The following is a 15,583-nucleotide window of genomic DNA, read 5'->3' on the forward strand; positions in this document are numbered from 1 at the left end:
GTTCACTCTAACTCCGGGTCGGGAGGGGGCTGCTCGATGGCCGGGACCGGTGAGTCGGACACCCACGCTCGTTGCGTCGCCCTTGCTGCCGAAGCCCTTGCCGACCGGTTCGGCTCACAGCCAACCCAGTGCGGGATTGAAAAGCGAGTCGAGCTCGAGGACAGCTATCTCGGCCACGACTATCGGCGTGCAGACGCACTACTCGAGTTCGAATCTGAAAATCCCTACTTCGGGCACGGGATCGTGATTGAGGTTCAGCACAAGAATCACGAGAAGAACATCGATGCGGCAACGTACGACTATCTCAAAGCGGGCTACTCGATCGCGTGGCTATCGACGAGTGACTTCGGGACGGAGTCCTTAGATTGCGATATCGTCGGAGAGACGTTCCAATCCACTGGTGGGGGCTGCTATAGTCCGCGTGAGAAAAACCCTCTATATCTGGTAAAGTGTGAACAATACCGGTATGAGGGAGAGCATATCTGGATCGAGATTCCCACGTCTGTCTTGGACGACACCGACGAGTACGAACTGTGCGTCAGTCGGGGGTGTGACCTTCGACGGCGATATGACGAGGAGACAGACAGCTACGAATACGATATCAACTCTGGTCTGCCGTCGTATTTCCGACCGAAACTGCTCCGGAAAGCCATCATCAGGGAAAGTTCGTTTGAAGACCTCGATGATTGGCTTAGCCAAATGTACCACATCTCCCCGATAGAGAAAATTATCGCTTTCCGTCCAGAGATAGAGTACTGCCGCGGCCCGAAAGGGTTCCACGAGTGGAAGACTCCGGAGACGGTACGGTCGAACAGAATTGGTGATCCGACGATCGAACTCAGAGAGTGCCGGTACTGTCCAGTGCATCTCTTGACAGACTTTCGTGGACGGCGTCAAGATCGAACGCATATCTTCTTTGGTGGCCCGCCTGATCCGGACGTGAATCTGAGTGAAATTGAGAAGAACCCTGAGAGGTGCAACCATCGCAGTCACAATCCGGAAATGTGGGTTGAGTACTGCCCCGAATGCGGCGATACGGATCCGTCGTAGAGACTATCGGTCGTCTACAGCCAGCCACTCGAGTGCTGCACTGAGCGCTTGTCCGTTCGTTGCGACGCGGTCGACCTCCGAGATGATCTGGAAGCCGTTGATCGGCCCGGCCCAGAGGACGAACTCGAGGGAGCGATAGAACCGCTGATACAGCAGTGAGTGCGCGAAAATTTGGGCGTTTCAGCGGTTGGCGCGGGTAACGGGGTTGCCGGGTACCCTACGGTAGGTGCCCCTAAGGGGGCAGGGCAATCGCGCGGCGCGCAGAGCGCGCGCCGCGCTCGCGAAAATTGAGTCGACCGATACAAGACGCCACAGCGGCGCTCCCCCTCTGGTAGGGTGTAGTAGGACCTCGCTAACTGTGATTAACAGATATGCCTACGAGGGTTTATCAGTGAAGCCACAGCCAAACGTGAGCGTCATGCGACACTCACAAGACGACCTACTGATCGTTTACGCACTGTCGTTACTTGCGCACGAGCACAAAGGAACTCAGAAAGAAGACTGGGACTGAACCTTGCAGCCGAGATCGCGAATCAGCAGGGGCTCGTAGTAAGCGAAGCAATTCGCCAACTTGAGTGAGCTACCACCTGATGTCATTGAGTTGGTTAGCAGAGAATATAAGTGTCTGACAGAAACCTATCTTCGGGATGTTCTGTGTCTTCAGCAGCCTTTTCTTCTGGATATTTTACTACTTTAAACCGATTGGGCTGCTTCTCGAGCAAGTATCCCTCGTCGACGAAATTTCGGACTTTAGTTTTCGTTTCAAATTTCAACAAACCTTCTTCTTGTGCAACTTGCTTTATTTCATCCATATGGGCTCCTTCTTCGTTTGTTTGTAGGTCTTCTACTATTGGAATAACATGATGTTCGGAATCGGGATTAGAGTATACTTCAAGAGGAGAACCCTCTCCACTCCGTGCGGTCATATCCCTGAGCTGATCTAGAATTTGTTTCTGCATTTTTTCGCACTTTGAGAGTCGCCGATCCATTACGTTCATTCGTCGTTCAAACTCGTTTTCTGTAACGAAATCGTCCTCGTTGCTGCCACTCATATTGAAAAGATTGATACTCAGGATATATTATTGTCTGGTGCGGTTGAGGGATCAGATAAGGGCCATTCGCAGTTGTCGCGGTCGCCGTTCTGTTTGCTCTGTGGCTAAGGCCAAGGTCCCAAACTAACCGCCCCGCTTCAGCACAGCTTCAGCGGAAGCGAGAGAGAAGATGTTGATCGACCCGATCACAGCCAGGGCAGAGGAAAGATATAGCTCGCCAATTTAGTCCAATACCTTTGGTATTATAGTGGAATAGAGGAGTGGTAATATCAGAATGAATGTCTCAGATATTTCTACAGTACTAGAAAAGGAGACAGAAGTTGGGTTGCTAATAGTCCCTGCAACATTATTTTACATATTCCACTTGGTTGGTTCCCAAATCCATTTGTTGTTAGGCTTTGCTTCTATGTTTCTTCCTTCAATAGCGATGGTTTTACAATATCATGATGATGGAGAAGCGGCGAATCAATTTGATGAAGAACTATCTACATTAGAAAAATTCACCGCAATAGTATCTATAAGTTATGGAGTTACTTACGCCTTTAGCATGTACTCACTATATCGAAATCCCAATCATAATGATTTACTTGGTGTATTATTATTTTCAATTCTTGTCTACCTGTCTGTATTTGCCATTTCATTCCTGATTTGTAGATGGTGTATTGAAAAGACGGATAGTGAAGGGAGACAGAGGGGAAGGAGAAAGAGGATAAGAAATAGAACTATACCCGTGGGGTTGCACGTCGACAAATCCCGTTCCTCGAATATGCACACGAGACGCGAACTCTCGTGTGCAGATCTCAAGTCGATCAATCGTTCGAACCACTGTTCGTTTCTGGATAGCCAACACGTTCCGCCGATTTTAGACCGAAATGGGCTATTCAGTGAGTCGAAAAACGAGGATTTCGGGGCTCGTGTGTACGACCATGCAGATCGGAACCGACGGCGACTACGCATATCTATGAGATGCGATCGACTGTGGAACTGACTTCTACGGCTGCAACAAGACGAAAGTCGTGGTGAGTGCCTGCGACGGCGTCCCGAAGTTTGTTCAGGCTCTCGCCAAGTCCTCAAGCGCGACGACCTCACACTCGAGCAGCGCCGGGAGATCGCTGAGAGCTGTCGACACGAGCGGTGACCGTCGAGGCAATACCGAGATCGCACCGAGACTGAGTGAGAGCTTCCTCTCAGCACTGGCTGCGGGATCTGAGTAAGTGTCGTGCAAAGAGATCCGATGTCTCGAGAAACACCGGTCTCTGACCGGTGTTAGAGTGGTGTTTATCACCCCAGAAGCGGTGAAGGGGCTGATCAGTTGTCCTCTTCGGAGTTATCGATGGCAACGAGAGACATTTACACGACTACGATTGACGAAGGCGTCCAGACGGCTACGACGAACTGTCCAGACTGTGGCGGCAGCGTTCGAACGACTGACCGCGAGACAATTTGTGAGGACTGTGGACGTATCCTTGAGGACACCCACTTAGACCGAGGACCAGACTGGGGTCGACATGACGAGCAAGGGTCCAAGAGGCGGACTGGCGCACCACTGACACCGACGCGTCATGATCGAGGCCTATCCACCGAAATTGGCTACAAGACGGATGGAAACGGAAACACCCTCTCGAGCACAAAGCGACGACAACTGAATCGACTGCGTCGCGAACAGTCCCGTGCACAGTGGCAATCGAAAGCAGACCGGAACCTCGCCTATGGACTCAGTGAAGTGCGGCGGATCGTCGCGAGTCTCGGTCTCGCATCGAGTATCCATGATCAGGCGTGTGCGCTCTTCCGACGTGCCCAATCCGAACAACTCTGCCGGGGGCGCTCGCTTGAGGCGGTGGCCGCAGCTAGCGTCTACGCAACGTCTCGATGTAACGGACTCGGGCGATCACGAACAGAGGTCGCAGCCAGTGCACGCTGTGACCAGGAGAGACTCACTACCGCCTACAACGCGATGAACGTCGAACTCGAGTTACCGACACAGCCGATTGCAGCAACAGATCGTATTCCGAGGCTTGCGACAGAACTTGAGGTCCCAGATCATGTTCGTCGACTAGCGCTCGAGCTCGCACAGAGAGCGAGGGAAACTGGGCTCACGATCGGCTGCCGGCCGAGTGGTGTCGCAGCGGGTTGTCTCTATCTCGCTACCCAGCGAGTCGGATTGTGCCTTTCTCAGCAGCGAATCGCCGATATCGCAGGGATATCACCGAACACGCTCCGCAGTCGTCGAGACGAGTTACTCGAGATCGAAGCCTAAGCTGGTAGCAGAGAACCAGATAAGGCACTTGTAGCGGAGCCGCTCGAACGCTGACTCGAGTTCGTTTTTTCTCCCCTGAGGGGTGAGGGGCGTTCCAAAGTTGAGCGTCCGTCATCAAGAACAATGACTACGAACGACTGTTCGCCGGTGTCCTTCAATGACTCGGACACCAGACGTGACGAGATGCACAGTACGATGGAAGCCTGGGTCGAAGACCTCGTCGACGAGGCGGTTGCTGCCCTCGCCAAGGAACTCCAGTAGTGGCTTGTCCGGCATTTTGTTTAAGTTGGAATCCAGTAAAATCGTCGGTAAGTACGAGTTCGGACTTATCGAAATAGATTTCTAACCAGTGTTAATCTAAACACGTGCCTCCATGGAAAACTCGGACCTTATCCAGGCTCTGATCCTCTGGTACGTTGTTATGATCGCTCTTGAGACGACCGACCTCTCTGGGAGTATCGGAATACTGTCCGGTTTAGTCGGTCTCGCACTCTTATTCCTGCTCCCACTCTACATCATCAGAGGTGTAGTAGTGATGATTGCAGAGCCAACAGGAACGTGAATTGATACAGGAATACCTTGTATTGAACGAAGTTGCTGTCCAACTTCAGGGAGATTCTCGGACATGACCCAAGCGGTAAGTACACACGCGAATCTAACACAGCACAGCACAAAACGTCCCATGGCGACGAGGAAATTCACGACTGGGGGCATTTCTGGCTACTGCGTGGTCGTCCGTGAACCTTTTATAAATCTATATCAAAGTAATTAATAACTCTATGTCCCGATTCAAACTCTTGATGAACCGTGAGAATGTTCAGATAATTGTAGAGTTGCTTCTATTGTGGGGACTGGTCACACTGGGATACCTGTATTTTTTGGAACCGTTGCTTCAGTCGGTAGCACCGAACGTATACGTCGAGTCGGGGTTGGACTTTGGTCGGTACGAGGCCCCGGACACGCCGACAGAACTCACTCATGTTACGCTTACCGTGATAATCGGCCTTTCATTTTACTACTGGAGGCTTAATTACACCACTCTTGGAGCGAAAGCTCAGGAGGCGATGGACAAGTTCGAAAGGGCAGAATAGCCGAACCAAACATATTGGCGAAGCTCCATCGACTTTGACCGCTTCGCCGTCGCGGTCAGACAGAGCCACCGTGATCCTATATATTCCCTGCTAGGTCAGTGCGCGGGTTCTCTCGAAGACGGACTCACCGGGACTCTGGTCGTGACTCGCTATGGAGTCTCGTCCGTAGTCGCAGATGTGACCTCGGCGGGATCGAAATTATCGACGTGCTGTTCGACGACCCCGGAGTTTACGCCCTGGGCCACCAGCTCTGGGACGTAGGGGTCGTGGTCCCAGAGTAGAAAGCGAATTACCGCGCCAACGAGACCGAGCCCCAGGCCGATTCCGAGAGACCCTATGAAATTCTCGAAGAATACCATCCCGAAATCATCGCGAGGACTGGAACGGAGATTCCGATGGTGAGGGTCGCTATCAACCGACGCTTGCGAGCCAGTCGCTCGTGGGCTCGGATTACCGGTTCACCGTCACCCGCTGGACAAACTTCCTGTTCACCATCTTTGTGCTGGAGTACGTCGTACCGCTCCCATTCGTCTGGTGCCTCCTGAGTCATATTCTCGGTTGGAAGTAGATTAAAATAATTCTGTTGGATCTTCCGGTCGTGTTTAGTTTGTAGCATTGTGCCAGGGCAGCGAAGGCTTGAAGCCACGATTCGGCTGTTGACGATTTTGCGTGACTAAAACAGTTTAAAACGAGGAGGTACATCATTTTATCTCACAAAAGATACGTTCAGCAGCGTTCCGATTTTCATGTTTTTCGTATCGAAATCGGAGCCCAGATAGACGGAGTGCAGTCTGGAGATGTTTTGCTCCATCAACGAAAACACAGCGTTCTCGACGTCGTGTTTCTCGGTCAGTTCATGTAAAAACAGCTCTGTGAGAGCAGCCGTAGTTGTCGAAAACAGCCGTATATGAAGTGGTTCGTTCGATTTGGGATCGACGGCAGCATACAGTCAGTACTGTTGATCGTCGATCCGAATCACCGTCTCGTCGAGCGCAACGTGATTTGGACGCATCGGTGGCGGGTTGTAGATCACACTTGTGTACCCAATCGTGAACGGCTTTCCGTGATCGTTGGACACCGAACTTCTCCAATTCTCGAACGGTATTCGAAAGCGATAGTCCAGACAGATGCAGCCGAATATCTAACTCCATCAGCTGACGCGGTGTCCGCGGCATTGTTCAGATTAGCTGGTTCCAGCAGTATGCGTAGCTCTGCAACCATGTTTCAGCGGTTTCTAGATCGGCATTTCTAAAACAGTTTCCAAACTGGGAGGTACGTCGTTTTATCTCTTGAAAGAGACGTTCAACGGCGTTCCGATTTCCATGTGTTTCGTATCGAAATCGGAGCCCGTGACCATGAAGCGCAGCTTTGAGCCACGGTGCTGAATCGACGAGAAACACAGCATCATCGACGTCGTGTTTCTCCCGAAGTTCAGTGAGAAATATCGAGGTAAGTGCTGTTGTTCGTGTTGAATAGAGCTTAACGTGGAGGAATTCGTTGGTTTCGGAATCGACAGCGGCGTACAGCCAATAGCGCTGATCGTCAAGTTGGATCACTGTTTCGTCGAGCGCGATGTGATCCGGTTGCTTTCCGTCTGTTGGCTGTAGCTCGGCTTTCTGAACCCAATTATGAACGGTCGATCGCGCCGGTTCGACACCGAATTTCTCTAAGATAGAAACAGTATCCGAAAGTGATAATCCAGACAGGTGGAGCTGGATACTCAATCGCATCAGCTCACGCGGTGTCGCTTCTCGCTCCACAAAATCTAATTGAGCGCCGCTACTAGAACCGGTAAGGCGGCTGAATTCGGGCATGGATACCTAGAATTCTGACCGCCTCACTTTTCAGACCTTATCTGAACAGCGCCTCGCGCTCCACAAAACCCAAATCAATCCAGCCGCTACTACCACTGAGGCGTGCGATTTCTGCTATGAACCAGCTGAAAATCAGCACGCCTCACTTTTCACGCTTAACTAAACACAACCGATACCTCATGTGAAAGATAAAAATTAGAAGGTTTAAATGAAAGAGATGAGCCTGATAATTCGAGTCCGTTCTCAGATTTCGGCGGTCTGTGCTTCCTCGTAGATCTCGGTGAACAAATCGGCGTCCCGGAGCAACTGCGGCACCGAGTCTTCGTCCAGCCCCTTGCCGGACTGCGCAGAGATCTGATTCTGCAGCGCCGATATCTGGTTGATGACCGACCCGATCTTGTTGTTGACTGCCTTCGCGGGTAAAGTGGTCTCGGAGTCAGCCAGGCCAGCGACCTCGTCGATGAGGTCGACAGTCCGAAGAGCGATTTGTTCGGTCTTATTGTCGATTCCGTTCGGCACGACAGAATCGTTTCCATTGCCACCACCTTTGCCGTTGCCACCGCCTTTGGCACTGGATTGCTCAGCTCGGGCAGCGGCGATAGCACCGTCTTCGAACCAATCTACGAGTTCGTTAAGTGCACGCTCAAGATACGTTTGCTTGTTCTGGACAAGAATATAGCTCGACACGGACTCGGTCCGTCCGTCGATAGTAGCATTGAACTTTGGCTGGTACTTCCCGGCCGCTGGCGTGCCGGCGAGCGAGACAGTTGCCGTCTCCCCAGCGGCGATCTGGTCGACCCTGTTCGATGCGAGACTCACTGATGCGTCTGAGTCTATCGAGAGGACCACGTCTTCCGCTGCCGTCGTCGTATCGTTCCGAAGAGTCAGCTCACCGTCTACGTCCGACCCCTCGGGAACGATGAACTGCTTCGGTGCGACAGGTGTGACGAACACCGGCGACTGTATGTCCGTCTCTGTACTCTCGAGTTCCGCTTTCAGTGCACCCACCTCTTCGTCGAACTGGTCATGAGTCTCGATGGCACTGTTCAGTTTGTCGAGTACCTTCTCCTCAGACTTCCCACGGAGGTATCCGACTAGCGCCGTGTTTACTTCGATCTTCGCCTGGCCGACCCGTGCGCCGGTTTCGTACACATCCGATGCGACCGGTACCGTCCCGCCTACCGACGCACGGGCAGCCCGTGACAGACTCATAAGCGCCTGCACTCGGGCACGGTCCCTCTCGGACGTGTCCAGAAGTTCGGCTGTCGCATCGACAGTTCGCTCGCGGTCGCCGGCCTGAATACTTGCGCGTAACTCGCGGAAGATTTCTTGAGTCATTTTAGTTCCTCCTCCAACCTGCGTGAGGTCAGTGTATGTTAGCAACGCCCCGGTTGCACTGTGGGTCCCACCGATAATCTGGACCGATTTCTCGGCGAAGAAAAACCGTCCGCGGTCGACGAGTACCTGCAGTCCCAGCAGAACCAACGAGGCCGTCCCGAGCGTTGACAGCGATATAATCGACCCCGCCCCACCGGTCGCAGCGAGACCGATTAGTGCAGAGATGATGGTCAGATAGGCGAGATATTTCGAGGCCTCCGAGAACACATCTGAGAGTGTTTCCAGTTGGTTCAGCGCGAAATCGACCCCATCAGTGGTTGATTTGAGCACAGTGTTGGCGATTTCCAGCAACGTCTCCCGGTCCGACTCTGACTGCAACGACAGCTCTCCATTCTCTGCGTCTTCAACAATGCGTTCGACCAGCTGGTCGATACTCGGGTTGATGGAGGTGTCCGGAATTGCCGACACCTCGGCAACCAGGTCGGAGAGATTCTGAATCGTCTCCACGCCCGCTATCTCCCCGAGGTCGATCTCGTCCGGAATCTCCTCGAGGAAGTCGAACGTGATCTCGTCCGGAATGTTTCCGAACTCTGCCTCCCCGTCCTGATTGTAGACGTTGAGGTCGTCCTCTCCACTGATGTTCGCTGCAGAATCGAATCCAGAATCGATTGCTCCTGAGAGTGCGTTCGACGCGTCCTCTGCGCCTTCGAGGCCATCGTTGGCCAGGTCGGACCCGGGAACGTTGATATCGACGCTATCCGGAATGTCGAATTCGTAGGACGGCGGTTCGAAATCCCCCAAGTCATCGAGCAAGTCGATGGCGGACCCGCTCGCCCCACCGTCGAGATACTTCTGGTATTCAAGCGCGGCGATGGTCTCAGTGGTTGTTGACGCGGTTTCGTCGATTGCATCGAATGTGTCTGTTGCAGGTTCCAGCCTTCCCTGGATGAGACCCTCTGTGCCTTCCTCGGCCCAATCCTTCGGATCATCCGCGTTCGCGAGCGTATCGTCCTGTAGCCTACTGTTGAGTTCGTCGAACGTAAGTTGCTGGTCGTCGTCGGCTGAACTCGTTCCACGGCCAGATGTCTTTCCGGTCGTGCTCAGGTCATCCCCGATATTCTCTACCTTCCGGAGAACTCCATTAACCACGTCATCTTCCAGCGCTCGGGTGAGACCTACATTGATTGCTTCCCCAGCTCCGCGAGCAACAGCTTCGATGGACAGCGTCTTGATAACGTCGACAGCCGCTTCCACCTGTCGGTCGATAATCGCACCCGACCCTCTGTCCTCGATGGGTGCGGAGACTGCAGCCTCGGTGACGTTCTCTATATTGACCAGTCGTTCGAGCGATTCGCCGGCCTGTTGCCGGTCAAGTGTATCGAGTTCTACTTCGCCGTCGCCGTTCTGGTCGAGGCGGTCGAGATACGACGATGCCTCGGTGTCCAGATTATCGGGGCTCAACAAGAGCACCGATGGGTAGCCGTCCGCCGACTCTCCGATCAACCGCGAACCTGCGGTATCCCGTATCGATGAGATGAGGGTCCGCTTCTCGCTGTACAGCCTGTCCAGGTTTAGACCATCGATGTCCGACGGGATAGTGACTGTTCCGTCTATATTGCTAGTGCCTCTGTCTGGGTCCTCAACGATGACCGACAACACTCCGGCCGCTCCAATGGCCAGGTCGGTTCCGTACTCAATGACGTACGCTGTCACGATGAACTCGATAATCTCGCTGAGGATGGTCGTGAAGTCACCGTCGTCGATATCGACGTAGTGGCCGTTCACGAGTTCCGCGAGGTTCTCCTTCGAGGCGTCTTCGTCGTCGTATCCCGGTGACACGGCAACGTATGCAGCCCCGCGGTCACGAATCTTGTCGGCCACTTCGTCGATTGTGTAGTCTGTGAACCCGCTTCCGTCGCCCTCGTAGTGTGAGAGCGCGTCCGTGATGTCAATGATGACCTTCTGTGCTTCGTCACGGTAATCGAAATTCAGTGCACGGACGATGGCGTCAAAATTGTCCTCCGGGGAATCGCCCCCACCTCTGGCCGAGAGGCCATTGACGGCGGATTTGAGTCTGTCTGTATCCCCGTCGAGTTTCAGGTCGGTCTCGATGTCGTCTTTGAATGTAACGAGCCCGTACCGGGCGTTGACGCCCGCAGCCTCGATATCGTCGATGAGGTCTGCCACCTTTGTTTTCAGCCCATCGATCTCGTCACCCATGCTCCCGGTGTCGTCGAACACGAAGACGATGTCCGATTCCGCGCTCCCAAACGAGAAGTTCTGAATTTCCCGCTCGACGCCTTCCTCGATAATTGTGAAAGCGTCTTCGGTCAACTCCCCGTTTCGCCCCGCTTCAGTATCGACACTCATATTGAGCTGAATGTTCGGGTAATCTGATGGGTCCGCACTCAGCAGGTCTACGAAGGAATCTGTAGCACTTGCGTTCGAAGCAAAGAATCCCGGAAGTGTCACCCCTGAAGCAGCCAATTTCATCCAGTCTCGCCGCGTGAAAACCGTCTTTTGTTCCGCTGTCTCATCTGTTCGGTTCTGATTCTTATCCATTTGAACCAAATATTTGTATATATCTTTTATACTTAAATCAAACGTAATTCAGTAATAGTGCTATAGATTGGATACCCACCAAACAGCAGGGTGAACGCTGAGGTGGAATGAGTCCAAGGACCTTCCAAAATAGACGACGCGCCGTTTGAGTCGCGCGTGTTTGGAGAGAGAGGGGGACGACTGCGCTGGCGCTGGCAGTCGGTCGCTTGCAGCGAGGGTTCAATCGGGGAAATCACCCTCGTAGCCGCCCGAAAAGAGTTCGCAGCCGAGAAGAAAGGAAACTACGGATCGAACCTCGAGTACATCCTCAAGAAATGGACCGACAACTGGCTCGACGGCCGCGACGAGGAAATACTCGCGGACGTGACGCCGCTGACGATGCGTCACTACGCCTCGTATCTCGAGCGACGGGCTCGCGGAGACACCGGGATCGCCGAGTCGGCGGCCCGCACGTACTACAACTATGTCTCGGCGCTGCTCTCGTGGGCGGTAAAAGTCGAGTATCTCTCGGAGAATCCGGCAGAGAAAGAGCGAGCGAAAGGCCCGCTTCCGTCGGCGACGACGAGTAGCAGCGACCAACAGTTCTGGACACCCGAACAGCGCCGGGCGATCACCGACTACGTCGACGAACGCGCTCGAGCAACTCGTCGACTCAGCAGGCTCTGATCTCGAAGTTAGGTTCTCGGTTAGTGAGTTTCGTCTCTGCGCAACACAGTTTGATGTGCAGATTCTTGCGGGTCCAGAGTAGGAGAACCAGCTAGGGTATCCTCGGCTCGTTTGTTCACTCCCTAAATTTCTCCCTCAGATTGAGGAGAATATACCAGTAAGTGCGTATGCGAATCTAACGCTGGCACTTCTCTCAGCCACCGATGATATTGGCAGAGCTGTGCTGAATACACAGCGCGGGCCGTGTTTAGACGCGAAAACTCACGGGATAGAGTGCCTGTTATGTGGGAATAGCAATATAGCTGTCCGAACTGTCGTTGACGTCTAAGAACACCTCTCAGAAACGTCGACGTCTCAGCCGTTCTTCCGAGAGTGTAGAATCGACACCGAGTGTCCAGTTAGCAAACTCTCGACCACATCTCACGTTCAGTGGTCACAATCTATCCATAGAACACCTCTCGCTAGCGTCTAAACAAGGCCCACAGCGCGTATTCCCTCCCTTCCCTCCGATTTATGTCGCAAATGGTGGTAACAATAAACATGGCCAATGCAACCGTACTCGCCATCGGCGGTACCGGCTTCGTCGGCCGGCATACCGTCGCAGAATTACGTGACCACGGATACGACGTCACGACGCTCACTCGCGGCACCCACGGGTTCCAGTTTCCCGACCAGCTGGATGTCGATCACATCGCTGGCGATCGTACCGATGACGAGACGCTGGTCGACGCCGCCCGACAGGTCGAACCGGATATCGTCGTCGACTGTGCGGCCTACTACCCCGCGGACGTCCGCATGGCAACCGAGATATTCGCCGACGTAGATGCTTACATCTACGTCTCGAGCGGCGGTGTCTACAGCAGGCAAGAGATTCCCAAGCGCGAGGACGAGACACCGCTGCACGAGTGCACACCTGAGCAGGCCACCGACGACTCGATGAACACCTACGGGCCGCGGAAAGCCGAATGCGACCGGCTCACCCGTGCAGCCGCCGACGACGGGGTCACCGCCATGAGCGTCCGTCCGTCAGTCGTGTACGGGCCGCAGACGATCCCGGACGACGATGACAGCCGGACGGCTTCCGAGACGACCTTAACTGACGACATTCCGGCCACCTGGGCTGACGAGGACTGGGCCGGACTCCAGACCCATCACGACTACTGGATCGATCGAGTCAACCGCTACGACCGCGTCATCGTTCCGGGTGACGGAACGGCCATCTGGCACCGAGCCTACGTCGAAGACATCGCGAGCGCCATCCGCGTCGTGGCCGAACGGGGCGAATCCGGCGAGGCGTACAACGCCGCTGATCGCCGCGTGTGTACGCTCGAGGACGTCATCGGGCTGATCGCTGACGCCCTCGACACGTCCGTCGAGGTCGTTCACGCGAGTCGGCGCGAACTCGCACAAACTGGTCTCACGCCGAACGACTTCGTCCTGTACCACCATCCGCAAACGGAGTATCCCCACGTACTGGACACCTGTAAACTCCCATCGCTGGGATGGGAGTCAACGCCGCCGGACGTCGCCATGGAACGGACAGTCACAGAATCCATCGCGAGCGACCGTGACGGCAGCGCCCACGACCCGGGTCGTGACGCCGAAGAACGGCTCCTCGAGACGCTTGCTGGATGAAAAGCGCGTAGTCAGGACTGAGTCGGCGTAATCGGCGTAGTCGGCGCAGAAAGAGGGGACACGCTACAGGTCAGAGGATGTTCCGGATCGCGCCACGTGCGAGCGTCGGGAGCTGGCCGACGATCGCGGGGAACGTGAGCCCGAGCTGTTCGGCCATCGACGACTGGTCGAAGTAGACCCTGAGGAACTCGATCCCGTCCTCGGAGACGGTGAAGACGTCGACACCCTCGAGTTCGACCGTGTTCCCCGTCGGCGGAAGCCCGTTGAACGGCCCCGTGTGAGTTCCGTGCAGGGTCCACTCGAGGACGAACACGCCCTCGACGTCCGTCGACAGTAGATCGTGGTCGCCAAAGTGAACGTCCGGAAACCCTCTCACAGTCTCCACGACCCACTTACCGATCTCGGTACCCGTCCGCGGTTCGTCGAACGGCGGGGCGGTGACGGTTCCTCCGGGTGCGAACGCTGCCATCACCGCTTCCGGGTCGTGGTCGTCCCAGCCCTCTACGTAGCGGTTGCAGTATTCGTTCATGTTAGTAGTTGCCATGATCATGGTATCTATACGAGATGGATACATAAATCCGTGTTAACGCCGAGAGCAAGCGTGACGAGGTGGAAGCGATCACTCATGGCACCATCTGGAACTCTCGATGTCGATCCACCCTCGGGGTGAGTAAATGCTCTGTATTCAGTACGCCGTTTCTGCTATCTCCCGGATAAATCGATCGCCGCTTCGTTACCTGTTTACCCTATATTGAACGAAATTACTGTCTTCCTTTGGGGAATTTCTCGGGCGATTATTTCACTAAACTTGTTTTCGAAAGTGGTGTTACGTACGTATGCAAACTTGTCACAGAGAACAGAACAAATATCTAATTGGATTCCATTCAAAGACGTATGGACAGTCGTAGTGTAGCACTCTACGAGAACAAACACTTCCGCACTATCGTCGGCACAGTCGGCATACTTGCCCTCCTCGTAGTTTCACCGATATGACGCTCCGAACAAGTGTTCCGGTGATATTCATATTTGGTGCGATGGTGGCACACGATGTCGTCGATGAGTCACACAACTTGCCCGAGGGGACGAACTGGCTCGTCTACGGGGTATCTCTCTTCGCTGTAGGTGCATACTGGGTAATCATTGCCCCACTCCCGTGGGTTGGCAGTTTCTTGGCTCTCGCTGGTCTCTGGTTCGTCTTTGATAGCGTGACGGCCATCCGATATGGGCCATCTCAGACGACACACGAGTACATATCTGGCCTTGAAGAGGACCAGATGGGGGAGACAATGCTCCGAATGCAGACGTTGAACGTCGTGTATCAGGGTCTTAGAGACGCCCTGAGCCGCAGACAGTCACAGAGCTTGCTACTGATCTTGACCTCACTGAATCACGCATTGAAGGTGCCCTTGGATTTCTGGAAAGCAAAGGCCGTGTTGAGCAGGAGGGGAACCAATACCATGCAGAGCCGCCCCGATGGGGCCGACTGACTCCCGTCGTCCAATTCCTTGTCTGGTTACCGCATCGGGTTGGCCGCCCGTTTCGCCGGGTGACCACCAACGCATAGCTTTGTACTGAGCGATACGTGAGTCCCCTGTACTGAACGGTAGCTCTCAGCAGAATAGTATTCTGTGAGCTATTCTCTGATAATTAAGATTAGTTTCTCTGATTAGTCTCACTCTCTACTTGGCGCTCCAATCTCGAGTTCTTCGACAGCCTTGCAAGGCCTGCTATCGTGATCGACGAGACGGGTGGCAGCCAGTTGCCACGCATGCTCAGCAAGTTCAGGATCGGCCTGCTTGTACTGGACGCTGAACTCAGTCAGTGCGACAGCGATGAGAAGGTCATCTCTATGTTCAGATTCAGGCATCGCCGGCAGTGGCCTCCTGATCGTATATAAATCAGAGCACGACGGCCAGAATACCGGCAAAGAGTCACCGAGCAAGATGGGTACCGAACTATTTCTCTCGAGTTGTAATCCCAATGCTATAAGTGACTAGGTATCATCAATCAAGATGGAAGCTGCGCTCCACCTCGTCGCGGGGGCATGCGTTGAAATGCCCCGGGTGCACCAACACCCGAGACGTGGCTTCCAGCCGCAAGGCTCGAAAGCCATGTTTC

General features: G+C 54.1%; 14 protein-coding genes and 1 pseudogene. 8 read left to right on the plus strand and 7 right to left on the minus strand.

The genetic code is table 11. The features are described from left to right. Positions 1 to 36: 36 nt before the first annotated feature. Entirely contained in the window at positions 37 to 1,050 is a 1,014-nt protein-coding gene (locus K6I40_RS07940; RefSeq protein WP_222914232.1) for a hypothetical protein, read from the plus strand. Between the two features lie 605 nt (positions 1,051 to 1,655). Here K6I40_RS07940 and K6I40_RS07945 read toward each other — a convergent pair. Beyond that, a complete protein-coding gene (locus K6I40_RS07945; RefSeq protein ID WP_222914234.1) occupies positions 1,656 to 2,102 on the minus strand; it encodes a hypothetical protein in 447 nt (148 codons plus the stop codon). Between the two features lie 1,333 nt (positions 2,103 to 3,435). Between K6I40_RS07945 and K6I40_RS07950 the strand changes: the two genes are divergently transcribed. From K6I40_RS07950 to K6I40_RS07965, 4 genes are all read left to right on the plus strand, one after another. Next, complete coding sequence (locus K6I40_RS07950) at positions 3,436 to 4,359, plus strand: transcription initiation factor IIB family protein (RefSeq protein WP_222914236.1); 924 nt, start codon at positions 3,436 to 3,438, stop codon at positions 4,357 to 4,359. Between the two features lie 123 nt (positions 4,360 to 4,482). Then, entirely contained in the window at positions 4,483 to 4,620 is a 138-nt protein-coding gene (locus K6I40_RS07955; protein WP_222914238.1) for a hypothetical protein, read from the plus strand. A 112-nt stretch (positions 4,621 to 4,732) separates the two neighbouring features. After that, a complete protein-coding gene (locus K6I40_RS07960) occupies positions 4,733 to 4,921 on the plus strand; it encodes a hypothetical protein (RefSeq protein WP_222914240.1) in 189 nt (62 codons plus the stop codon). 238 nt (positions 4,922 to 5,159) lie between these two features. Next, positions 5,160 to 5,450, plus strand: coding sequence for a hypothetical protein (locus tag K6I40_RS07965; RefSeq protein ID WP_222914242.1), 291 nt, complete (start codon positions 5,160 to 5,162; stop codon positions 5,448 to 5,450). A gap of 149 nt (positions 5,451 to 5,599) precedes the next feature. Here K6I40_RS07965 and K6I40_RS07970 read toward each other — a convergent pair whose 3' ends face one another. The 4 genes and pseudogenes from K6I40_RS07970 to K6I40_RS07985 all read right to left on the minus strand — a co-directional run bounded on the left by K6I40_RS07970 (position 5,600) and on the right by K6I40_RS07985 (position 10,972). After that, positions 5,600 to 5,809, minus strand: a complete 210-nt coding sequence (locus tag K6I40_RS07970) for a hypothetical protein (protein ID WP_222914244.1) — start codon at positions 5,807 to 5,809, stop codon at positions 5,600 to 5,602. Between the two features lie 243 nt (positions 5,810 to 6,052). After that, a pseudogene (locus tag K6I40_RS07975) lies at positions 6,053 to 6,619 on the minus strand (IS6 family transposase); the annotation flags it as partial. Between the two features lie 9 nt (positions 6,620 to 6,628). Further along, a complete protein-coding gene (locus K6I40_RS07980; protein WP_222914248.1) occupies positions 6,629 to 7,264 on the minus strand; it encodes an IS6 family transposase in 636 nt (211 codons plus the stop codon). 243 nt (positions 7,265 to 7,507) lie between these two features. Next, positions 7,508 to 10,972 (minus strand): VWA domain-containing protein, encoded by a 3,465-nt coding sequence (locus K6I40_RS07985; RefSeq protein ID WP_222914251.1) that lies wholly within the window; start codon positions 10,970 to 10,972, stop codon positions 7,508 to 7,510. Between the two features lie 348 nt (positions 10,973 to 11,320). Here K6I40_RS07985 and K6I40_RS07990 point away from each other — a divergent pair, with 348 nt between their 5' ends. Next, positions 11,321 to 11,830 (plus strand): phage integrase SAM-like domain-containing protein, encoded by a 510-nt coding sequence (locus K6I40_RS07990; protein ID WP_255681595.1) that lies wholly within the window; start codon positions 11,321 to 11,323, stop codon positions 11,828 to 11,830. Positions 11,831 to 12,370: 540 nt separating this feature from the next. Next, a complete protein-coding gene (locus K6I40_RS07995) occupies positions 12,371 to 13,465 on the plus strand; it encodes an NAD-dependent epimerase/dehydratase family protein (RefSeq protein WP_222914254.1) in 1,095 nt (364 codons plus the stop codon). Between the two features lie 70 nt (positions 13,466 to 13,535). Here the strand turns inward: K6I40_RS07995 and K6I40_RS08000 are convergent, their stop codons facing one another. Next, positions 13,536 to 14,009, minus strand: coding sequence for an ester cyclase (locus K6I40_RS08000; RefSeq protein WP_222914258.1), 474 nt, complete (start codon positions 14,007 to 14,009; stop codon positions 13,536 to 13,538). A 445-nt stretch (positions 14,010 to 14,454) separates the two neighbouring features. Between K6I40_RS08000 and K6I40_RS08005 the strand changes: the two genes are divergently transcribed. After that, positions 14,455 to 14,952, plus strand: a complete 498-nt coding sequence (locus K6I40_RS08005) for a hypothetical protein (RefSeq protein ID WP_255681598.1) — start codon at positions 14,455 to 14,457, stop codon at positions 14,950 to 14,952. Between the two features lie 185 nt (positions 14,953 to 15,137). Here K6I40_RS08005 and K6I40_RS08010 read toward each other — a convergent pair whose 3' ends face one another. After that, positions 15,138 to 15,332 (minus strand): hypothetical protein, encoded by a 195-nt coding sequence (locus K6I40_RS08010; RefSeq protein WP_222914260.1) that lies wholly within the window; start codon positions 15,330 to 15,332, stop codon positions 15,138 to 15,140. Between the last annotated feature and the right edge of the window lie 251 nt (positions 15,333 to 15,583).

The organism is Natrinema sp. SYSU A 869, from assembly GCF_019879105.1.
Taxonomy (GTDB): Archaea; Halobacteriota; Halobacteria; order Halobacteriales; family Natrialbaceae; genus Natrinema.